The following is a 23,638-nucleotide window of genomic DNA, read 5'->3' as shown; positions in this document are numbered from 1 at the left end:
ATTTATTTAGCTTAGTTTTCCAAGGAATGCATTGTGAATGGCAATGGCCTCGATGGCTTCCTTTGTGTCGTGAACCCTTAAAATTTGCGCTCCCTGTTGCAGTGCCAAAATATGGGCCGCAGTTGTACCATTGAGTGCATTCTGGCTGCTGTCACCTATGATTTTCTGAATCATAAATTTTCTGGAGATACCTACCAAAATTGGCTTTTCAATAATTTTTAAAAAATTCAATTCTCTGAGCAAAGTATAATTCTGATGTAAGTTTTTACTAAAACCAAAGCCAGGATCAATGATCATTTGGTGGATGTTCAACTGCTCCATTTCTTTGATTTTTAAAGAAAAGTATCGGATGATTTCAGAGGTCAGATTTTGATATTCCAGATTGTGAGATTGGTTCATCGTGCTTGGACTCTCCTTCATGTGCATCATGATGTAAGGACATCTGTATTTTCCAACCACGACAAGAATTTCCGGATCCAAATTTCCAGCAGAGATGTCATTGACCATTTTCGCACCCGCAAGCAAGGCTTCAGAACAGACACTGGATCGCCAACTGTCCACACTGATGATGGCCTCCGGCCATTCTTTTAAAATGGTCAAAACAGCATTTTGAATCTTATCCGTTTCTAAGGCTTCTTCCACCGGCAAAGATCCGGGCCTTGAAGAAGAGGCACCAAGGTCTAATATTTGAGCGCCATCCTGCAAATGTTTTTCTGCCAAACGAAGGATGTCATCTCTTTTTTGAACCCTGCTCTCTGAATGGAATGAATCATCCGTCAGGTTTATGATCCCCATTACCGCAGGATAGTTTATCGTAAATAAATTTCCTCTACAACTAAAAATGGATTGTTGGGTATGATTCATTTTAGATATTCTATAAGAAAGGCTTACAGGTCCTTGCTCGTGTGGATTAAACAAGTCAAAGGTATGCAATTTCGCGCACTTTAATGACTGAAAATCAAGCTTGTGATTAAAAACCTGCCACTTGAAAGAAATACCTACAAATGCAACTTTTCCTTTTTAAGCATCAACTGCTCCTTTGTTTCAACACGGTCAGGATCCGGAACACAACAATCGACGGGACAAACTGCAGCACATTGGGGCTCCTCATGGAATCCTGTGCATTCCGTGCATTTATCCGGAACGATGTAATAATAGTCATTGGATATCGGAACATTTTTTTGTGAGACATCCACCTCATCACCGGATTCCATTTGATACAAACCCTGCAAGCTGGTGCCATCTGAAAAGGCCCATTCGATTCCCCCTTCGTAGATGGCATTGTTTGGGCATTCAGGCTCACAGGCTCCGCAGTTAATACATTCTTCAGTAATGATAATCGCCATGAGAAGATTTCAAAATGAATGACTTAAAAATTTGTATTTCAATATTTTAGAAATTATTATTGAAACGTTTTGAAATAACAAGATCGTTTGGCAAAAGTTAATAATAAAATGTCAATGCAGTTGACAACACGCAATCAAATACATATACTATACATATTCAATTATATATGCATTTAAAATATTTATATATAATTAAAGAGTTCTTGGAAATTACCTTGTTTTTAAGCTGGTTTTATTATTGGGTTTAGATGGTATATAACATAACCATTGCGATTTGAATTTCAGCTTTTATCAAATGTTTTGGACAAACAGGCTTTCAGTAAATAAGATGCGTTAGTATTTCCAACACATCATTTGGGTTCAATACTTAGGTCTTATTATTTCTTAAAAATGGATTTGTCCAATCGAGAGCCATCACAAATGATATTTCAGAAAATTCTGGAAAAGACAAGTCGTCTTCTGTATTTGCGGGCGTTCATCCTTAGAATTATATTTTCGATCTGTGGTTTTTCAATATTCGTTGAAAAGTACAATGAGTAAAAGCAGAATTATTTTATTTCCAATGGCTGAAAATACAAGGCATTGAAATTTGGGATCAAATCTGGATTTGAGATGATCCCTGTAATGGTGTATGCCTTAATGATAGGACCCGGAAATCATTGAAAAAAATCCGAAATGAAGGTTTTAGCTGAATTTTGTAAATTTGGCCGAAATTATACCTTATATATAGGACAAACGTCTTTTTGGCCAAATACCTGAGCCAAATGTTTTGGAGTCGTCCATATCAGAAGCCTATCAAAAAAGACCCAATAAAAGCTTGATCGATTGGGTGCACCTATTCCATCAAAGGTATGATTCAAAACTGCTTAAAGAAGCGGTTAGGGAGAAAAGATAGGCACAATTCTTGATTTCCGGGAAGGATTAAAAGTTCCCGGGTTTTAATTGGCAGGGAAGCCTCTTTTTTTGAAAACAATATAATAGGATTTGGAGGAAGCAGGCCCCAGTCCACTAAATATCTGACAATCATCCTTCCAACCGGGGGTTCCTGTTAAGAGCGCTCCTTTTAAGAATTATTGGTGGGGCAATAAAAATGAAACAAACCCTTGGTAGTTTGTAGGTTTGATTTAAATTCAGAAGAAGCATGCGGAACGGCTTTTGGCGAAATGGTCCTTGATTTGGAGTAGAATTAAGCAAGAATTTGAGTGGATCCGATCATTGGAGCTTCTAAAAATGAAAAATGAATGAAAGATTTTTTAGCACCAACTGGCAATTAGGACTTTTATTATTGGTGTAATCAGTTATAAATGATATTATTAAACATGATTATTAGTTTAAATATAAAAAATACCCATATACTGTTATATACTAGTCTATTAACTCGCCATACTTTCGCCTCATAGATAGAGATATCTATGTGTAATTACCAAAGCAGTCAAAACTTCCTCAGAACGCTGTAGTTCTGATTGTGATTTGGTCGTTGCACCCAACGAAGCAACCAAAATTAATTTAAAATATTTAAACCAAATCATGATGAAAAAATTATCCAATTTACTAGTTGTAATGGCATTGACAGTTGCGGGATTGAACGCACAGTTCGGTGTTTCTACTACTTACGACCCGTCTCAGATCCCGTCTCAGGCCGTTCCCTGTGCTTCTGGCAATCCTTGCGCCAGATTGTTTAACCCTTATGACGTCAACAACGCATTGCACTCCACTCAAAACTGGGGAGGTACTTTGGTGTTGGCTCAGAGAATTACATTGCCGGTAATCCCATCCTGTTCTTACAGGCTTGGTGCCATTGAAATCCCAACTTTTGTTCAGGGTTTCACTGCTATTGCAGGTAATTTTGAATTGTGGACCAGCGCAGGTAACATACCTGGTACTTTGATCCACAGATCACCAGATTTTGCAGTTGGTTTCGTTCATTTGGGATTGACCAGATACGATGTTCCTGCTCAGGTGGCTGGTACCCTTACTCAGGGATCTAGCTATTGGATCAGCTTCTATGGCTTACTTCCAGTAGGAGCAGGTACCGGTAACCCACGTGTATTTTGGGGAATGACTTCTCCAGCCGCCAATACCGCGAATGGTAACGTACCGATGGCTTGTCGCTATTCAGGTGCACCATTTGGTGGTGCTGCTTGTCCGGCTTGGACTCCGGTAGCCATGTGTGCTGCTGTTGCTGCTTTTGGTATGAACGGATTGGGATATGACATCAATCTTTGTGCAGGAGCAGGTGGATTGGTGATCGGAGGAAACCCAGTACCAACCATGACTCAATGGGGCTTGTTCCTTTTTGGATTGGTCTTGTTGACCCTTGCTGTTGTGACTGTTTTCAACTTCTCAAGAAGAGGAAAAGTAGCATAATATCAATTTCCGCTCTGCGATTCAGTTCGCATGGCTGAGGAATTTATGATGTTTTGTACTTATTAAAGAATGGTGCATTCCATCAGTTTTCATTCCAACTAGTAATTAATATATAATTTAATTTTCGGAATATATCAACCGGTATTTTAGCTGGAATATAATTAGAGCAACTCAAGATGTTTTTTCCATTTAACAAATCTAAATTTGAAAAAGCATTTTGGGTTGCTTTTTTATTGGCCATTTTGGGTTGGATTTTAATTTACCTCATTTGGGGAGAGTTTACACCTTCTGATATCATCGGCATGCTGGTGGCCACGCCAATATTGGCCTACTTGATCCATGTATTGTTCTTATTTAATGAGAAAGATTGATTTTATTCCATTCGTTCTCATGATCCTCCGGCTCAAAAAGCTGGATACCTTATCACTTTTTGTATCCAATTGATCCATTTTCTTTGGATGGCAAAATATTGTTTTATTAATGAACGCGCTTCCTTCCCTTTTTAATTATGGTTAAAAATTTATCATTTCTTTGTTTGCTTGGGATTGTCCTTTTTTTCTTGCCTTCTTGTCAGGGTCCGGATAGGCTGATCAAAGGGCCTCAGGAAATGACAGACTGGGTAATGAATTCCATAAAGTTGAACGACACCGTTCTTCTGGACAAAATTATTCCAACCAAAAAAGAATTTTTAGAAACTCTGGTCGCAACAAAGGTTCCGGACAGTACCATTCGTGTGCAGCAGGAAATGTTTTCACACGATAGTGTTTTTGAGAACGAACGATTGGAAATTTACCGACAATTTCGATCCGTGAAAGATACTGTCCAATATTACGGAGTAGATTTTTCGAGTTTGACCATTCAGGATACAATTCCGTATCGATATTATGCAAACTCAATGGTGCCTTATGTAAAAATGGATTTGAAAACCAAATTGATGTCACCGGATAGTGTCTATTTCATTTTGGCCATACACTCCTGTTTTTTGATGGTGGATGGTTGGAATCTCGGGCGTTTGGCCTTTTACAAAGCGGATTCATTGGATTTGCTGCATTTTCATCAAGTCAAATATGTTAAATATTAACTTATGATTCAATATTACAGAAACCTATCGCCGATCGCCAGGTTTTTTGTACATTTCATCATCCTGATGCTCTTATTCTACAGTTTTTATTATTCCAGGTTTTACGAGAATTATATCATGCCGGGCCTATTGAATTTTGAAGCCAATATGGCAAAATTGTTTTTGTCAGTGTTCGGTGTTAAAGTGGAAGTAACTGGAGATTCAATTCACAATCAGGTGGATGGCGTTAGCATCAAAGGGGGTTGCGATGGAATGGAAGCCACTTTTTTATACATTGCGGCAGTACTCTCCCTACCATTGGTAGCAGCAAAGTACAAATACCCGGCCTTAATTTATGGTTTGATCATTTTGGTGATCCTCAATATTATTCGCATCGCAGGCCTGTTTTTGGCCAAAATACATTACCCTTCTCTTTTTGAATTCCTGCATTTGCACGGGGGTGTTGTCATTTTTATGATGATCAGTATCCTGATGTGGTTGATTTGGGTACAGTGGGTGATGGGTAAAACAAAAACCAATACATGAGATCGGAATTGCTAAAATTTATTGGCTTTTTTTTTCTGAGCTACCTCTTTTGCATTTTGATATTAACCCAGTCATTTCTATCCAACAGCAGCTATGCTTTTATTCGATCGATGGTAGTCTTTTCAGTCAAAGCAGCTTTGCCATCCGCTCATATCGAGGGACAGATTTACAAAGATATCAGTACGGGTCAAATAGATCATTCTTCCATGTATCTGGTGTATGGCAATCCTTATTTGGTCCAAAAAGCCATTGAAGATGCCAGAGCAGCAGGCTTATCAGAGGTTAGTGTTCCTACCAAATCAGTTCGTTTTAAATTATTTGAAATGTTTTTGGTACCGCTCTTTTTTCTGATTTCTATTTTTCTGGCTACCAACATTCAGTTGAAAACGAAATGGAAAGGACTGGTATGGAGTTTATTGATCTTAGGTATGTTTTTATTTTTGAGATGTATTTTTCTGGTCTTATATCATATCTCAAGCGAACAAATTGGGATCTATGAATTGTCCGAATCTGCAATGGGCAATTTGTCATGGCTGGTATCCGTTTTTACCCTGGGTTTCAACATGAGTCTGGCTTTTATTCTTTGGTTGATATTTGGATTTAGAAAAAGTTCGTTTGTGAATCAATTTTTAAGCTTATTCAATACTAAACAGTTATGAGATTTTCTTTACTGGCTTTCATCATTTTATTCGGCGCATGTTCTTCGCCCATCCGATTATACAACTTAAATGAAGACCTCTGTACGAATTTGGTGTATGGGCAAATTGAAACAAGAAGATTATTGACAGATCTGGATAAAACAAATTTGGAAAAGCAGGGTATGGTGATCCAGGATTATATTTTTGAGAATATTTATCAGGGAGTATGGAAGAAGAGTTTTGAAAAATCAAACCTGAACAAAACTCCCATTGTAAAATTATCTGCGCTGACACCCGATCAAAAAGTAGCAGGCGGAACAGCACTTTCAGAAATTGAAAAAGGCGAAAACAGAAATGTGGTACTCATCCTTCAATCCATTGGCCCCATGGCTCCGGAAAGTCTGAGTGAATATGGCAAGATCACGGCAGAAAAAAACTCTTTTATCAAAATGGAAACAGGCATTAAAAATGTCCTGGACCTGAGCAAGCACCCCTGTATCAAAAATATCTCTATCTTAGAGGCGGAATTGGCTCCTGATTTGAACAAAGACTAAATTTTAAGTATGATTTTAATTCGTTTCCTCCTCATTGCAATGGTCAGTGCAGGTACTATCTCTCTTATTGCCCAGAATAATATTGGATTCGTCGAACAAACAGACCATGGTACTCCGATTGGAGGAATGAATTATCGGGTGATTGAGTTTCTCAAACTGCCTGATCACAAAATGAGAAATATGCTGGCAGGCCAAAACATTCAGTTGCTTGAATACCTGGGAGAAATGCGGTATTTAGTCATGATTCCTTCCCTTTTGTCCGAAAATTCTGTTTCTTCCACCTATGGCAAATTGAGCAAATTGGATCTTTCTTATAAGCTGACGGAAGAAATCTGGTTGAATCAGCCGTGTGGGATCGAGGACAGATTGGAGAAAAAATTGATGATTCAACACATGCCTGGAATCTCAGAACATAATATGACTGAATTTGCGGATGAATTCGGCTTACAACCCATCGGCTATTCGCCCAAATACAGAATCTTTTATGCTTATGTCAATAAATCCAGGGTTTTGGAATTGGTCAGGGAGTCCTGGATTCAGCACGTATCATGTGCTCCGGCACCAGGCCAACCCGAAGACCGGGAAGGGAGATCCATGCACAGAGTCCATCGGGTGGCTTCAAACGGCAAGGAAAATTTATTTTTGACCGGAGAAGGGGTAAAAGTTTGTGTCAGAGATGATGGCTTTGTTGGGCCCCACATTGATTTTAAAAACAGAATCACCAACGAAGTATTTGGAGGCAATGGCACCCATGGCGACATGGTCAGCGGTATTTTGTGCGGTGCAGGCAATATTGATCCTGTTATAGATGGTATGGCTATTGGAGCAGAACTTTATGTGATCAATTATCAGGATGACTTTCTGGACAAGACGCTGGAGTTGCACCAGGTGAACGGTGTGGTGATTACCAATTCTTCGTATTCCAATGGATGCAATGCAGGATATACAGCCATCACGCAAATTGTCGACAATCAAATATGGGAGAACCCAAGCCTATTGCATGTATTTTCTGCAGGAAACTCCAATAATTTGGATTGCGGGTATGGTGCAGGCAATCAATGGGGCAATATAACGGGAGGTCACAAAATTGGAAAAAACGTCTTAACAGCCGCCAATTTGAGAATAAACGCAGACATTGAAGGAAGCAGCAGTCGCGGACCGACAAAAGACGGTCGCTTAAGCCCGCATATTTCAGCGAGGGGCACCAATCAGCTGACCACCCAGGATGGAAATATTTATCAGGTAGGAGGAGGTACTTCTGCTGCAAGTCCCGGAGTGGCCGGTGTCGCGACGCTACTCTACGACGCATACAAGCAGTTTAACAATGGCCAGAATCCACCCTCTGCTTTGATTAAAGCGGCCATCATGAATACGGCAACAGACATTGGAGCCAGAGGTCCGGATTTTGTTTTTGGTTATGGTGTCATTGATGCTTATCAGGCCTTCAAGACCATTGAGCTCAAAAAATACCAGCAATTAACCATCGGACATGGCGAAACACAGGAATATACCATGGCAGTGCCGTCAGGAGTTTTGCAGGCAAAGTTTATGATTTACTGGGCTGAAAGGGAATCCGCACTGGGTGCAAGGAAAGTCTTAATTAATGATCTGGACATGGAATTAATCAGTCCCTCAGGTACAGTCATTTTACCTTTGGTTCCCGACCACAGACCCAATCCTAACACACTCGCAGAGGAGGCCCGTCCCGGAATTGATTCTCTCAACAATGCTGAACAGGTGAGCATTGATCTCCCGGAAGCCGGAGAATACAAACTGAGGGTAAAAGGCAAATTCCTGCCGGATCAAAATGTAACTTATTTCTTGTTGCATCATTTTGAAGAAGCACCACTTACACTGACATTTCCTTCTGGAGGAGAGAAGTTAAACAATTTGGAGAATATTTATATTCACTATACTTCTCTATTACCCGATTCCGTACAGATTAACTTTTCCCCAAACGGCGGCAGAACCTGGACCAGTATCCGCAGATTACCGGGTGCTTCAAGATTGACCAATTGGACCGTACCCATTAATATCAATTCGGATTCCTGTCTTATTGAAATCATTCAGGGCAACCGAACTGTCCGATCCGAATATTTTACCATTGCAGCTGCAGTCATTGGCCTGAAGGTCTCCAAATATTGTCCGGGAGAAGTCACATTGAGTTGGAACCTCGGTATCAGGGATAGCTTTCAGATTTATACCATGGGAGAAAAATACATGGAACCACTCACTGTAACAGACACAAATTTTGTAAGCATTCCCATTACACCTCCCCTTAATGAATGGTGGTTTTCAGTGGCTGGATACAGAGATGGTGTATTGTCCAGACGAACCAAGGCAATTAATGTTCCCGACACCTTGGTAGCGTGTAGCGTGCAGAATGATCTGGCACTTAAAATAAGACCATCCTGGAGCAACAGGCATTTTGTGGCTTGCGGGAGTCAGACGATCATTCGACCGGAGATATTTGTGTACAATCGAAACGTCAACAAGGTTACCGGATTTCAGATCAATTACATTTCGGCAGGACAGTTGGTAAGCGAACAATGGAACCTCAATATCAATTACAGGGATTCTATTTTGATTAGCCTGAAAGAAGGATTGGCCATTGATTTTGAAGGAAAGAAAGACATTCCTTTGTGGGTATCGCTTCAGACCGATGAGAATCCTTACAACGACACCGCTTATTTGTCGCTTGAAATTGACAAAATAGCGGATGAAAATGGTGTTTATCCTTTAACCGAAACATTTGAAAGTCCCACATTTCCTTCCAACTGGATCCCACGAAATACAATACCGGTTTCAGATTGGAACATCAGCCATGAAATTCAGGCAAATGGTACAATAGGTCGGGTTTTGGGCTATTCCAATCCATTGTTTAGTTATTTGGGCATACCGATCGAATTGTATTCATCCACGGTTGATTTGACCCAATCAACAGATCCTTATTTGTATTTTGATTACGCCTACCACAAGTTTGGCGGTAGTGTTGGATCTCCCGATTCTCTATATATTGAAGTGTTGCCGGTATGTGAAGGTTCTTTTGCCGCAAAAAGAATTTTTTATTCCGGACATTTTGACATCATGACGGTGGATACCAGCAGAAATAGAAGCTGGGTGCCCACTGCAGGGAATAATTGGAAAAAAATGACCTTCGATCTCTCTGATTTTGTGGGGAAGAAAGTCGTTATCAATTTTGGATTTATGAGAGGGGTAAATGGTCATTTTTACCTGGACAACATCAATGTCAATGAAAGATTGGATGAGACCATTCCGATCAGCATTACCAGAAATCCGGAAGTAGTTTGTATCACCAGGAGTACTACTTTTTCAGCCACAGCTGACGCCCGTATTGGACTTTATCGCTGGGATTTCGGACCTAATTCAAGTCCTCGCACAGCGAATGGTGCAGGACCTCACAATGTTCGTTTTTCTTCCATTGGACCCAGAATTATTTCTTTGAGATTGGTTTCACCCACCATAGACATTATTAAAACAAGGGAGTTGAGTGTGATCAATGCACCGGCGCCAAGTTTTCAATTCAACATAAGACCGGATAGACGGACCGTAGACTTTACGAATCTATCGACCTTTGTTGAGAACGTGGTCTATGATTTTGGAGACGGTAACAGCAGTACCCAATTGAATCCAAGCCATACCTATGCGGGATCAGGTATGTATCAGGTGAAGATGACAGTCTCCAATGATTGCGGGACCAACTCTCTCACTAGAACGGTCGATCTTGCGGGAACCTCCAGTGAGAATTTGAATCGATCTTTCCTCGAAATAAGGCCAAACCCATTTGGTGATTTTGTTCATATTCAATCTGAACAAGAGCTTCTGTTCATCAAAATTTATTCGGTGGATGGCCGATTGATGTTTGAACAAAAAGATTCCAATTGGGAAAAAGAAATAAAGCTCAATACTGCTGCATTTTCAAGTGGAGTTTACTTCGTTGAAATCAGGACTTCAACCAATACGGTGTTCAAAAGAATGATTAAATCCTAATTGGATCCATTTCTTTTCTCATCGATTTACGGATGTCTGTAAAAGACCCGTGCATTTTTTTTGAGGGTAAGTTCAGTAAGCTGATGGATTGGATGTGAGGCAATTGACTCTGTCTAAAGGTCTTTTGAAAATGAGTCCATCTGACCAAAGTGCCTGCATTTGCTGGTCAATTGTCGTGAAGTCTATCTCTTTGGATACATGTGAATATTTCTTATATATTCTTGTTCTGTATTACCTTTGTTGGCCTTAATAAAATTGTCCATGCCTGAATTCTGTCACCTGCACTGTCACACTCAATTTTCATTATTGGATGGTGCAACGGATGTGGCAAACATGATGGTAAAGGCAAAGCAGGATGGAATGAAGGCGGTGGCCTTGACGGATCACGGCAATATGTTTGGTTGTTTTTCCTTTGTGAAGGAAGCCAAAAAACAAAAATTAAAACCCATTCTCGGATGTGAATTTTACATGGTGCCCGATCGCCACAAACATTCATTCGTCAAATCATCCGGTGAAAAAGATGAGCGGTACCATCAACTTCTGCTTGCCAAAAGTCAGGAAGGATATATCAATCTTTCCAAACTCTGTTCTTTGGGATTTATTGAAGGCATGTATGGAAAATTCCCAAGGATAGATAAAGAGTTGATTCAACTGCACCACAAGGGCATTATTGCAACCAGCTGCTGTATTGGAGCCGAAATTCCGCAAGCCATTGTGCATGGAAGAATGGATGAGGCAGAAAGATTGTTAAAATGGTGGTTGGATCTATTGGGGGAGGATTTTTACATCGAAATTCAAAGACAAAAAGGAAACGAGAACATAGATGGACTGGGGATTAGTCAGGAGTTTGTCAATCAAAAATTGCTTTGGTTGGCCGACAAATACAAGGTCAAAGTAATTGCCACCAATGATGTTCATTACCTGCAGGAGGATGATGCCTTGCCCCATGACATCCTGCTTTGCATCAATACGAACAGTTTTGTTGATGAGCCCGAGAGGTTCAAATTTTCAAGCTCAGAGTATTTTTTTAAAACCCAATCTCAGATGCTGGACCGCTTTTCTGATCTACCAGTGGCCTTGGATCAGACCCTTGAGATTGTGGACAAATGTTTCTCTCCCAATCTGGAAAGGGATATTTTGTTGCCTGCATTCCCCATTCCGTCAGAGTTTGAAAATCAATATGCTTATTTGCGGCATTTGGTCATGGAAGGGGCCCGCGACCGATATGGTCTGTTGGATGACAAGACGAGACAAAGATTGGACTATGAGTTGGAGATCATCCGCAATATGGGTTTTGAGGGATATTTCCTCATCGTGCAGGATTTTTGTCAGGCTGCACGCAAGTTGGGCGTCGGGGTTGGTCCGGGCAGAGGTTCAGCCGCAGGTTCAGCAGTCGCGTATTGTCTTACTATAACAGACATTGATCCCATCAAATACAATTTACTTTTTGAAAGATTTTTGAATCCGGAAAGAATTTCAATGCCTGATATCGACATTGATTTTGATGACAGAGGAAGAGACAAAGTGCTGAACTATGTCGTAGAAAAATATGGAAGAAACCAGGTGGCTCAAATCGTAACCTTTGGCACCCTCGCCGCCAAATCATCCATACGGGATGTGGCCAGGGTCAAGCGTCTTGATTTGGGTTCTGCAGATCGCTTGGCTAAAATGGTGCCCACAAGACCCGGTGTGCACCTGCGTGATTTACTCAATTTGGATCAGACTATTTCAGATGAGTTTACCCCGGACGATAAAGCCAGGGTGCAGGAGTTGAGGAAAATATATCAGGGTGAAAATCTGGAAGCACAGGTACTGAAGACAGCGCTCCAATTGGAGGGTTCTGTAAAAAGTACCGGCGTTCATGCTTCCGCAGTGATTATTGCGCCGGATGATATCACCAATTACATTCCGGTATCCACGGCCAAAGATACCGACCTGTGGGTGACGCAGGTGGAGGGAAGTGTCATTGAAGCCACTGGTCTTCTGAAGATGGACTTTTTGGGATTGGCTACATTGAGTATCATTGACAACACCATTCTCAATATCAAGAAAAGATTCGGGAAGGATTTTCAACTTGACATCAAGAACATTCCATTGGATGATCCCAAAACATTAGAATTGTTTCAGGAAGGCGCAACCATCGGTATATTTCAATTTGAATCGGACGGAATGCGCGGCCACCTGAGAAATCTCAAACCAGGTAACATTGAGGATATTATTGCAATGAATGCCTTGTTCAGGCCCGGTCCCATGGCCAATATTGACGAATTTATTTCAAGGAAGTGGGGCCGAATTCCCGTCCAATATCCGCACGAAAATCTCAGCGATTTACTGGCTCCAACCTATGGCATTATGGTGTATCAAGAGCAAATCATGTTGGTCGCACAAATTATGGCTGACTATTCTCTTGGTGAAGCAGATATGCTTCGCAGAGCCATGGGCAAGAAGAAAAAAGAAGAAATGGATAAACACAGATCCATTTTTACCGAACGCGCGATTGCCAAAGGCATTGAGACAGATTTGGCCAACCAGATTTTTGATACAATGGCTAAGTTTGCAGAATACGGATTTAACCGTTCTCATGCTGCTGCTTATTCCATTTTGGCTTTTCAAACAGCCTACTTAAAAGCACATTATCCTGCAGAATTTATGGCAGCCGTATTGACTGCCAACAAAGGAACCATCGATAATCTAAAATTTTATTTGCAGGAATGTGGAAGAATGAAAACAAAAGTGCTCGGTCCCGATATCAATGAAAGCGACATGGATTTTACCGTCAACAATTCCAATGAAATAAGATTTGGACTGTCTGCCTTGAAAGGGGTAGGAGAGGGGCCGGTGGAAGAAATCTTAAAAGAACGGGATGCCAATGGGCCCTTTCTTGATTTTACCGATGTTTTGAAACGATTGGGCAATAGCATCAATAAAAAAATATTGGAAAGTTGTGTGATGGGTGGAGCCTTTGATAGTTTTAAGGAGATTCACAGGGCGCAGTATTTTGCACCCTTTGACAAGTTTGGTTCCTACATCGAATACATGGTCCGGTGGGGTGCTCAATATCAGAATTCCTTAAAAAACACCGCCGGCTCTCTTTTTGGAGAAGCAGAATACGAAGAGATCAAAGCTCCAATGCCACCGGATGCGGAAGTTTGGAATACTTTGGAGAAATTGGAGAAGGAAATGTCGGTGGCGGGCATTTATTTGAGTGGTCACCCCCTCGATGATTATGAATATGAATTGAAATATGCTGCCAACGCCACCATGGAAACACTGGCACAGCTGCAGGCAAGTGGCGCTCCGGAACGCAAAGTGAGACTCGCAGGATTTGTGAGCAACGTGTCTCATAAAATCAACAAATCCGGTGAAGGATTTGGTAATTTTGTATTGCAGGATCATTTTGGATCTCAAACCGTTTTTCTATTCAAAGAGAACTATCGGAATTTTAAGAATCTGCTGGAACCTGGCTTATGCGTTTTTGTGGAAGGAAGTTTTGGCAAAGACAATTGGAGGCAAAATGAAAGCGAATACCAACTGAGGGTGGAAAAAATTTCACTGCTTTCATCGGCTCTGGAGCAAGTGGCGAAAAAAATAAATATCCTGATCAATATCAAAAGCATCAATCATTCATTTTTAAAAAACTTCAGCGAGCTCATTAAAAATCATAGAGACAAAATGGTGCCCCGGATTATTTTTCTGGATACCGAACAGGAAATAAAATTAAACTATCTGGGTCCAAAAATAAAAGTTCAAATTTCTTCTGATTTTTTAAAAGGTTTGGACGATATGGGAATTAGTTATGTGATCAATCCATGAGCGAAATAAAATGAAAATACAAATGAAATCCTGGATCTTTTTTTTTGTTTTTTCAAGCTGCTCAGGAGTCCGTATTCTAGAAGCCCAGCATTCCATTGATCAATACAGTTTCCAATTAAATGAGGCATTGATTCAAAAGGATCAAAAAAGTCTTCAGAAATTATTGGACAAAGACCTTAGCTATGGCCATTCCAATGGATGGGTGGAAACGAAAGAAGAATTGCTCAAAAACAACCGCGAAGAGTTATTAATCTATCGGAAGATCCTTGTGGACAGTTCGTCTCTATGGGTTCAACGGAAAGGAAAAATTGCATTCATCCGGTATGAGGTTCTCGTGGACGTTGAGTGGCAGGGAAAACCGATTGGATTAAAAATGCACGTCGCTCAGGTATGGAGAAAAAAATACGGAGGCTGGAAATTGCTCTTCAGACAGAGCACAAAACTCACCAGTTGATGGCCGAAGTATAGATTGAATACGCGCCAAATCCACTGAATAGAGAGGACTTATCGTATATTTTTAATACACAAAAGATTTATAATTAAAATTATATAAATAAATAAATTATTTAATATATAAATAATAGATCTTTTTTACATTTTCTTAGGGTTTTGTTTACATTTGTGTAAACAAAACAAAAGATCCTTTATGAAACGTTACTTTCTCCTTTTGGCAGCTTTTGCCTTGACGCTGACATTGCCCTTTGTGGGAAGCTATTTAAAATTTGGCGGCCCTCCTCCGGGTTATGGTGATTTTCCGGCTCAGTTGGTGGATGAACCACCCGGATTTAATGAGACATTTTTTATTTTCGGATGTGGGGTAGCTCTGTTCATTTTGATTTTTCTACTTTTTCCCAGCTTGTTTGGATTTAAAAAATCGGAGCCTGCTCCGTCCAGAGATCAAGCAGGATTTCCGGCGTGGTACACACCGGGTCTCATTCTGATGTTGGTCAGTTGGTTTTTTATGTGGGGCCGGTTTGATCTGGTAGAGCCCATAGATCACTACACCTTCGTTCCGCTGTGGTGGGGTTTCATCTTGTTTCTGGATGGATGGGTTTACAAGAGAAATGGAGGAAAATCATTGATATCCGAGAGAATCAACACCATGAAGTTGTTGGCTGTGGTTTCCAGTTTCAGTTGGTTTGTTTTTGAGTATCTCAATTTTTTTGTTTTGGAAAACTGGTATTATCCAAACGCCAATATATTTACCAATTTTGGAAACATTTCATGGCAACTCTTGTCGTACACCACAGTCCTGCCTGTTATTTTTGAATTCTATTTTCTGCTCAGGACATTTCCAAAGCTGGACAAAAAATATTCCACCGGACCCCGCATCAAAATTCCCATTGGATTGCAATACGTTTTATTGGCAGTGGGTTGTGGCTCGATGTTGGCGATGGGATATTATCCTTATCCTTTGTTTTGGCTGTTGTGGGTGTCCCTGGTGCCCATACTGATACCTGCCATGCATATTGGAAAATACTGGACACCATTTGTTGATATCAGCAACAAGGGTGATTGGTCAAAAATTATTCTGATTGCATTGGCGACGCTGCTCACCGGATTTTTTTGGGAATTTTGGAATTTTGGAAGCGAATGGTTTCACGATTATGCTCCTACCAATCCTAACTATTGGAAATATTCCGTGCCCTATCTGGACAAAATTCACATCTTTTCAGAAATGCCGATTTTGGGTTATTTTGGTTATTTGCTGTTTGGAATAGTATGCTGGGTATTGTGGTTAACCGTCGCGTATCTCTTTGACTTTGATCCGACGGTTGACATTGATTCCTCCACTTCATATCCATTGTCATGAGCTGGTTAAAAAATTATGGTACCACCGGACTTTTGGTGATTACACTTTTGAACCTGATCATTTTGATGATTCGGAACTTCATTTTAGATGACAATACCTACAATTTTATCATTTTCAATTTATTCTTAGGAGTGATTCCTTTTGTCATCGCTTACTTTTCGACCAGGATATTGAAAGGCGGTAAAATTATTTGGATACTATTGGCAAGTGGCTTATGGTTATTGTTCTATCCCAATTCCCCGTACATGATTACTGATTTGATTCATGTTGAGCCTGAAAGCAAAGCGGTTATTTATGATACCCTGATTATTTTTTCGTATGCCATTCTTTCCTTGTTTTTTGGATTTTTTTCCATTAAGTTGATTCACAGTTTATGGCTGACCGTTTTCAGTCCACGCATGGCGGGCTGGATGGTTATCTTATCGATATTGCTGAGCAGCTTTGGAATTTATCTAGGGAGAATTTTAAGGTTAAATTCATGGGATTTATTTACCCATCCCGGAAAAGTAGTCATTGATATTTTTGACCATCTTTGGCCTGTTACGGACAATCCACAGACCTACTATATCATATTGCTCTACACATTTATACAGTCTTTTATTTTGATATTGACGGTCGATCTCGATCGATGAGGCTTTGAAGTTATTGCTGCGTAATTAGATAAATACTGCATGGATTTAAACGAGTTTATTGTTTTTGATCGCATTTCAAACCCGAAGCGATACGAATGGATTCGATTGAGAAAGAGAGATTCTGATCGGATTTATATGTTTAAATGTTTGAAAGATGATTCAAATTTTTCCATCGATATGGCCATTCTCCAAAGAGAGCTCCGGATCATCGAGGAGCTAAATATCGAAGGAGTTCCTGCGCCTGTTGACAATCTGGAAGTTTTGTCAAAGCATGGAATTTTGTATGAGAATTTTAATGGCCAATCCTTGCGTTCGTTGGTGGGAAATCATTTGCCGGATCATATAGAATTTCTTCAACAAGCTTTGGCGATATGCGGGGTATTGCATCAAATTCATATCAAGCAACTGGCTCATAAGAATTTAAATCCTGACACCATTTTCTACCATGCAGACAACAACCAGGCCATGCTGACGGATCTGGTCCTTGTATCTCATTCAGAGAAGGAATACAGTACTTTCAAGAGTGCATTGTATTGGATGAATGATCTGAAATATATTTCTCCGGAGCAGACCGGAAGGATGAACAGGTCCATTGATTTCAGGTCGGATATTTATTCACTGGGTCTGGTATTTTATTTCATGCTCAGCGGAACAGACACTTTTGGATCAAATGACATACAGGAATTGACTTACGGACACATCACCAAAATACCTGACCTGAATCTTTTGGAGAAGATGAATAGACCGGGTCCTTTGAGAATGATCATTGAAAAAATGATTTCGAAGATGCCTGAAGACAGATATCAGAGCATCCTTGGGTTGGAAACTGATTTGAAACTTTGTTTGAATAAATTTAAGGAGGGTCTTTGGGATTTTGATTTTAAACCAGGGAGTTCTGATTCGGTCTCCGGATTGGCCATTTCGGAGAAATTGTATGGAAGAGAGGTGGCATTGAATTTATTGGAAGAGAAAATAAAGAGTTTGAGTTTTGGTGCTTCCGGGATCATCCTTGTAGAAGGAGACAACGGAACCGGTAAATCGAGTTTGGTGGGTGAAGTACAAAAGAATTTGGTCCAAAACAGAATTTATTTTGTATCCGATACATTCAATCAATCAAGATCCAATATTCCATTTAGTGCCATTTCGGTGGCATTTCGCAATCTGATTCGACTCATTGCTGCAGAGTCAGAAGAAAAGATACAAGACATCGTTACAGAAATAAAAAATGCGATTGGTCTTAATCTGCCTGTTTTGATTGACTACATACCGGAGTTGGGTCAGTTGACGGGTGCCAGCAGGGATAAAACGGATTTGAGTTTGTCTGCCATTGAAACCAGGTTGATATTTGCGTTTAAAGAATTTATCCGAATTTTTGCGAAGCCTGAACACCCTTTGGTTTTGTTTTTGGATGATGTGCATTGGGGCGATGAATCTTCATTGAGATTGCTCACTGACTTTGCCGGTAAAATCGATCATTTTTTGATGGTTCTTTCTTACCGAAAGGAGGGCTTGGGACCCTACCATCCGGTCAATAAAATGATCGAAGGATGGAAAGGTCTTTCTGATTTGCATTGGATTCATTTGCAAAATTTATCGGAACAGGATATTTCAGATTTGTTGACCGATACCTTCAATTTGAGCAAGCAGGATCATTCGTTGCTGACAAGATTGCTCCTTTCAAAGACCGATGGAAACCCAATGCATCTGAAAGAGATTTTAAAGACGCTCCACCGGGATCAAATGATCGAGTATCAGGATGCGATTCAGCAGTGGGTCATCCACCACGAAAAATTTCAATTCGTACAAGCCTCAGGTAATGTACTCGACATATTAAAGGGAAAAATCAAAAAATTACCGGAACATACCCTGGAAGTTCTTCAAGTGGCCGCTTGCTTCGGTTTCCATTTTGATCTGAAGGCCATATCGGATTGTTTGTACCTCTCTCCATCCCTTGTATTGGAAAGACTTCAACCCGCAATTGAGCAAGAATTAATTATTCCTACCAATGAAAATTTCCTTTTGGTAACCGGCGATTCCGATTTTAAAGCCAAATTCAGATTTCAGCATGACAGTCTTATGGAGACTGTGCTGGAGGCATCGGATCCGTCCAGAATACCGCACATTCACCATTTTGCCGCCTTGTCAAAATTGAAATCATTGTCTGCTCCCGATGTGGAAGATCAACTGCTTGAAATTGTCAATCATTACAATCAGGCCTTGCCGCTTATATTGGATCCAGAGGAGCGCCAAAGCTTAATTGAGTTCAACTTGAGGGCTGGAATAAAAGCCCAGGGGTCGATGGCGTACAATACGGCATTGGGATATTTCAAATCGGGAATAGATCTCCTGGATCAGGAATCTTGGAAGGAACAATACGATACCAGCTACAAACTTTATTACGGTTTGGCCCAAAATTCATATCAGCTGGGTCAGTTGAAAGATGCAGAGTACAGCATACAAGTCCTTTTGCAGAATGTGGAGAATGATTTTGACAAAGCCTATGTGCTGGCACTGAAAAGCAGGCAATACACCACCCTTGGTAAAACCGAAGATGCCATTCGAGAAGGTGTCAAGGGATTAAAACTTCTGGGAATTTCAATGGCTGAGAATCCCGGACAGTTGAGCGTGCTTGGCGAAATATTGAGCATTAAGTGGAAAATGCGGGGCAAGACGGCAGCTCAACTTCTGGAGCACAAAAGAATGGACCAAAAAGAAAAAACGCTTGCAGCAAAACTGCTGACCGAAATCGGACCGGCTGCCTACATTCTGGGTCGTGAAAATTTATATGCCCTCACATCCCTAAAAGTGGTCCAGCTTAGTTTGGAATATGGCAATTGCCCGGAATCCAGTTTTGCTTATACCGCTTACGGTGCAGTCCTTGGTGAAGCATTCGGTGATTACAAAGCATGCGATGATTTTGGCCAACTCGCTGTTGATCTCAATGTCCGCCTGGAAAGTTTAGAATACAGATGCCGCGTCATTGCTGCTTATGGTGTGCTAATGTTTCATCGGAAAAATCATCTGAAAGGAACCACCGAATGGTTTCGCAAAGGCATTGAAGCTGGATATGCATCCGGCGATTTGTTCTTTTTGGGATATTGTGTTGTCAACAGCATTTACTGGAACAACAGCCTGCCTTTGAAGAAGTCACTGGAAGAGCAATTGAAAAACATCCCTTTGCTGAAGGAAATCAATTTTGCTGATGCAAGCGCTACTTCGCAAATTCAGATTTGCGTGACCAAAAATTTATTGGGCCAGACAGATTCAAATTCCAGTTTGAGTTATCAAGACTTTGATGAGAATGTATTGCTGGATGATATGGTAAAAAGGCGTTATGCTTCCGGGATCGCCATGTATTATATTGCGAAGGCAGAAATATGTTTTTTGTATGGACAATATGAGGAGGGTCTGAATTTTATTCAGAAGTCTGAGCCACTGCTGAAATCGATCATAGGTTTGGTCAACGTCACCCGCTGGACCTTCCTCTCTTTTATGATGTACAGCCAGATTTGTTTGGGCAAAACAGGACTTGAAAAGACCAAATGGATCAAATTGATGCGGAAGCGAATGAAGAAGGTAAAATTGTGGAGGGATTTTAACCCGGTCCATTTTGAACACATCTACGCGCTGATGTCTGCAGAATTGGCCATCCATCTTTCCGACCATGCCCAGGTCATTTCCAATTTTCAGAAAAGCATCCAACACGCTCAAGCCATTGAATACCCGATCGATTTGGCCATCATTTTCGAACGATACGGGCGGTATCTGCTGAATATGGATGGATCATTGCCTGCCATCTCTCTGCTTCAGATGTCGCATGGTATCTATTTGCAAATGGATTATGTTCGAAAATCGGAAATTCTTAAAGAGGAACTGGATGCATTGGTCCGCCAATCTCAACAGACTTTTGGCCGTTTGTACCAGCAAGCCAACGCCGGTCATTTAGAATACAACATCGATCTCAACAGCCTGATGGATGCTGCCAATGCCCTGGCCGGACAGATCAGATTGGAATCTCTGCTTGATAAGATGATGCGCATTCTGATGATGAACGCGGGATCAGAAAAGGGCATTCTTTTTTTAATGGATGGAGAAAGATTATTGCCAAAGGCTTTTGCTGAAAATGATCAGGTGTTTGTCCTGGATGAATCTCAAAACACCTCACTCAGCTATCCCAAATCTGTCATCAATTATGTGGCCCATCTCAAAGAATCTCTCGTGTTGGAGGATGCTTTCCGGCAGGGAAATTTCACAAACGATGACTATATCAAAACCCATAAAATCCGTTCAGTTCTCGGCACACCAGTCATCCATTTGAATAAATTGTACGCCATTATTTATCTCGAGAACAATCAAATGGCCGGGGCTTTTGCCAATGAGCGCATCCAACTTTTGAATCTGCTATCTTCTCAAATTGCCATTTCCATTCAGAATGCGGTGCTGTATGAAAGCATGGAAGAGAAGGTCGCTCAGAGAACCGAAGAACTCACCAATTCTTACAATCGTCTGAAGGATACCCAAACCCAGTTGGTGCAGGCTGAAAAAATGGCTTCTCTGGGGGAGCTTACCGCCGGAATCGCACACGAAATACAAAATCCACTCAATTTTGTCAACAACTTTGCCGATGTGAGTGCAGAGTTGGTGGACGAGATGAATCAGGAACTGAAGTCGGGACATTATGAAGACGCGATCCAAATTGCAGAAGATTTGAAATCCAACCTCAGCAAGATAAACCACCATGGCAAGCGGGCAGATGCCATCGTAAAATCCATGTTGATGCACAGCAGGCGCAGTACAGGAGAAAGGGAATGGATCAACATCAATGATTTGTGTGATGAATACCTCAGATTGTCTTACCACGGATTGAGGGCAAAAGACAAATTTTTCAATTCAAAGTACGAATTGAATTTGGCCGAAGACCTGCCAAAAATTTCTGTGGTTCCTCAGGACATAGGCAGGGTGATACTCAACCTGATCACCAATGCATTTCATGCAGTCAATGAGAAATGCAAGCAGACAAAATCTGATTACGAACCCCGCGTGGTCGTTTCATCTGTCAGAAAAGGCAATAAGATCAGAATCACTGTTTCTGACAATGGGGTGGGAATACCGGAGCATTTGAAAGACAAAATCTTTCAGCCCTTTTTTACGACAAAACCCACCGGACAAGGAACAGGACTGGGTCTCTCCCTGAGTTATGATATTGTAAAGGCCCATGCCGGAGAATTGCAGGTAGAGTCCATCGAAGGAAAGGGCAGTGACTTCATCATTGATCTGCCGCTGGCCTGAGCATGGCTTTCATTTTGATGTATTTTGCATGTCAATTGTTTATTTGAAGAAGATGGCCTGCAATAAACTCTTTGGGCTCTGGCAGGAACTTATCTGGTGAAACTATTTTATCTTTACAGAATTATTTGAATTGAATCCATGAAAATATTGGTGGTAGATGATGAGACCGATGTGAAAATTCTGTTCGAACAGCGGTTTAGAAAGGAGCTAAAAGATGGCTGGGTGGAATTTATTTTTGCTTTTTCCGGAGAAGAAGCTTTGGAATATCTGAACCTCCACGATCACGAAGCCGTGTTGATATTGTCCGACATCAATATGCCCGGAATGAGCGGCTTGGAATTGTTGAAAATTATTAAGGAGAGATATTCAACCCCACCTCCGGTGGTATATATGATTACGGCCTATGGCGATGCCGATAATTACAACATGGCGATCCAATTAGGTGCGGACGATTTTTTGACAAAACCTGTTGACTTTCAAAAGTTGAAGGAGAAGTTAAACATTGGAAAGGAATGACAAGGGTATTGGTGGTAGACGATGAGGAGGATTTGGAAATCCTAATCCGGCAAAAGTTCAGGCAGCAAATCCGCGACAAGGAACTGGAATTTTATTTTGCGGGAAATGGCGTCCAGGCTTTGGAAAAACTGCATCAAATCAATGACATCGAAGTAGTCCTGAGCGACATCAACATGCCTGAAATGGATGGTCTCACGCTTTTGTCAAAAATGGCAGAACAATTTTCGCTCTTAAAATCCATTATTGTATCAGCCTACGGCGACATGGACAATATCCGCACGGCAATGAACCGCGGTGCATTTGACTTTATCATGAAGCCCATCGATTTTGAAGATTTGACCCTGACCCTAATCAAAACATCCCATCACGTCAAACAACTCAAAGAAACGATCAAGGCAATCAAAGAGAACAATATTCTCAAAATGTATGTGGACGAAAGTGTCATCCATTTTATGGGCAATCAGGCTTATGAGGAGACCCTGATGAAAAGTGAGATGATTCATGCCACCGTGGCGTTTTTTGATATTTGTGAATTTACCTCCGTCAGTGAAACTGCACCGCCTGATACCGTGGTCGCTCTGCTCAATGAATATTTTGATTTAATGGCGCGATCCATTATTGCCCACGATGGATCCATTGACAAGTTTATGGGTGACTGTGTGATGGCTGTTTTTAAAGCTGAAGGCCATCTGGAGCGGGCCATCGATGCGGCTTTGGCCATCAGAGATCAATTTATCAAACTGCCAGCCTCATCACTCGAAAGCCATTTTGTGCCAAAGATTTCAATCGGGATCAATCTTGGCGAAATGGTTTCTGGCAACATAGGTTCGGCCACCATTCGAAGATTGGATTATACCGTGATCGGGGACAGTGTAAATACCGCCCAAAGATTGCAATCAGCCGCTACGGCCAACCAAATCCTCATCACAGAGGAGGCCTACCAGCAAATAAAACATTTGTACCGCTGTCATTCCATTGGATATGTAAAATTAAAGAACAAACTAAAAGAAGTCATATTGTACGAATTAGATGCAAAAAATTAATGCATTGCAT

The 23,638-nt window shown here is 41.0% G+C and carries 16 protein-coding genes; 14 read left to right on the top strand and 2 right to left on the bottom strand.

Features of this window, described 5'->3' with window-relative positions:
• Window positions 1–6: 6 nt before the first annotated feature.
• Both folP and IPM48_00520 read right to left on the bottom strand, forming a co-directional pair.
• Entirely contained in the window at window positions 7–864 is an 858-nt protein-coding gene (gene folP / locus IPM48_00525) for a dihydropteroate synthase (GenBank protein ID MBK9270055.1), read from the bottom strand.
• A gap of 134 nt (window positions 865–998) precedes the next feature.
• Complete coding sequence (locus IPM48_00520; protein ID MBK9270054.1) at window positions 999–1,346, bottom strand: 4Fe-4S dicluster domain-containing protein; 348 nt, start codon at window positions 1,344–1,346, stop codon at window positions 999–1,001.
• Between the two features lie 1,530 nt (window positions 1,347–2,876).
• Here IPM48_00520 and IPM48_00515 point away from each other — a divergent pair.
• The 14 genes from IPM48_00515 to IPM48_00450 all read left to right on the top strand — a co-directional run bounded on the left by IPM48_00515 (window position 2,877) and on the right by IPM48_00450 (window position 23,628).
• Window positions 2,877–3,713 (top strand): hypothetical protein, encoded by an 837-nt coding sequence (locus tag IPM48_00515; protein ID MBK9270053.1) that lies wholly within the window; start codon window positions 2,877–2,879, stop codon window positions 3,711–3,713.
• A gap of 176 nt (window positions 3,714–3,889) precedes the next feature.
• Window positions 3,890–4,084: a hypothetical protein gene (locus tag IPM48_00510; GenBank protein MBK9270052.1), complete on the top strand. Its 195-nt coding sequence runs from the start codon at window positions 3,890–3,892 to the stop codon at window positions 4,082–4,084.
• 137 nt (window positions 4,085–4,221) lie between these two features.
• Entirely contained in the window at window positions 4,222–4,794 is a 573-nt protein-coding gene (locus IPM48_00505; GenBank protein ID MBK9270051.1) for a hypothetical protein, read from the top strand.
• Between the two features lie 3 nt (window positions 4,795–4,797).
• A complete protein-coding gene (locus IPM48_00500; protein MBK9270050.1) occupies window positions 4,798–5,319 on the top strand; it encodes an archaeosortase/exosortase family protein in 522 nt (173 codons plus the stop codon).
• Window positions 5,316–5,978: a hypothetical protein gene (locus tag IPM48_00495; protein MBK9270049.1), complete on the top strand. Its 663-nt coding sequence runs from the start codon at window positions 5,316–5,318 to the stop codon at window positions 5,976–5,978. The genes IPM48_00500 and IPM48_00495 overlap by 4 nt, the downstream gene beginning before the upstream one ends.
• The gene (locus tag IPM48_00490) at window positions 5,975–6,511 is read left to right on the top strand and encodes a hypothetical protein (GenBank protein MBK9270048.1); all 537 of its coding nucleotides are present in this window, start codon (window positions 5,975–5,977) and stop codon (window positions 6,509–6,511) included. Before IPM48_00495 ends, IPM48_00490 begins: the two co-directional genes overlap by 4 nt.
• 9 nt (window positions 6,512–6,520) lie before the next feature.
• Window positions 6,521–10,522: a S8 family serine peptidase gene (locus IPM48_00485; GenBank protein MBK9270047.1), complete on the top strand. Its 4,002-nt coding sequence runs from the start codon at window positions 6,521–6,523 to the stop codon at window positions 10,520–10,522.
• 261 nt (window positions 10,523–10,783) lie between these two features.
• The gene (gene dnaE / locus IPM48_00480) at window positions 10,784–14,335 is read left to right on the top strand and encodes a DNA polymerase III subunit alpha (protein ID MBK9270046.1); all 3,552 of its coding nucleotides are present in this window, start codon (window positions 10,784–10,786) and stop codon (window positions 14,333–14,335) included.
• 22 nt (window positions 14,336–14,357) lie between these two features.
• The gene (locus IPM48_00475) at window positions 14,358–14,789 is read left to right on the top strand and encodes a nuclear transport factor 2 family protein (GenBank protein MBK9270045.1); all 432 of its coding nucleotides are present in this window, start codon (window positions 14,358–14,360) and stop codon (window positions 14,787–14,789) included.
• Window positions 14,790–14,981: 192 nt separating this feature from the next.
• On the top strand, window positions 14,982–16,148 hold the full coding sequence (locus tag IPM48_00470) for a small-conductance mechanosensitive channel (GenBank protein ID MBK9270044.1): 1,167 nt from the start codon (window positions 14,982–14,984) through the stop codon (window positions 16,146–16,148).
• Complete coding sequence (locus IPM48_00465) at window positions 16,145–16,780, top strand: DUF1361 domain-containing protein (GenBank protein MBK9270043.1); 636 nt, start codon at window positions 16,145–16,147, stop codon at window positions 16,778–16,780. Before IPM48_00470 ends, IPM48_00465 begins: the two co-directional genes overlap by 4 nt.
• Window positions 16,781–16,819: 39 nt before the next feature.
• Window positions 16,820–22,069 carry an AAA family ATPase gene (locus IPM48_00460; GenBank protein MBK9270042.1) on the top strand — a complete coding sequence of 1,750 codons (5,250 nt, stop codon included), beginning with the start codon at window positions 16,820–16,822 and terminating at the stop codon, window positions 22,067–22,069.
• A 138-nt stretch (window positions 22,070–22,207) separates the two neighbouring features.
• Window positions 22,208–22,585 (top strand): response regulator, encoded by a 378-nt coding sequence (locus IPM48_00455; GenBank protein ID MBK9270041.1) that lies wholly within the window; start codon window positions 22,208–22,210, stop codon window positions 22,583–22,585.
• Window positions 22,582–23,628: a response regulator gene (locus tag IPM48_00450; protein ID MBK9270040.1), complete on the top strand. Its 1,047-nt coding sequence runs from the start codon at window positions 22,582–22,584 to the stop codon at window positions 23,626–23,628. Before IPM48_00455 ends, IPM48_00450 begins: the two co-directional genes overlap by 4 nt.
• The last annotated feature ends 10 nt before the right edge of the window (window positions 23,629–23,638 follow it).

The sequence above is a fragment of the Saprospiraceae bacterium genome (assembly GCA_016715965.1).
In the GTDB taxonomy this organism is placed as follows: Bacteria; Bacteroidota; Bacteroidia; order Chitinophagales; family Saprospiraceae; genus Vicinibacter.
Note: the sequence above shows the minus strand (reverse complement) of the source record. Positions and strands in the feature narration are given on the sequence as shown.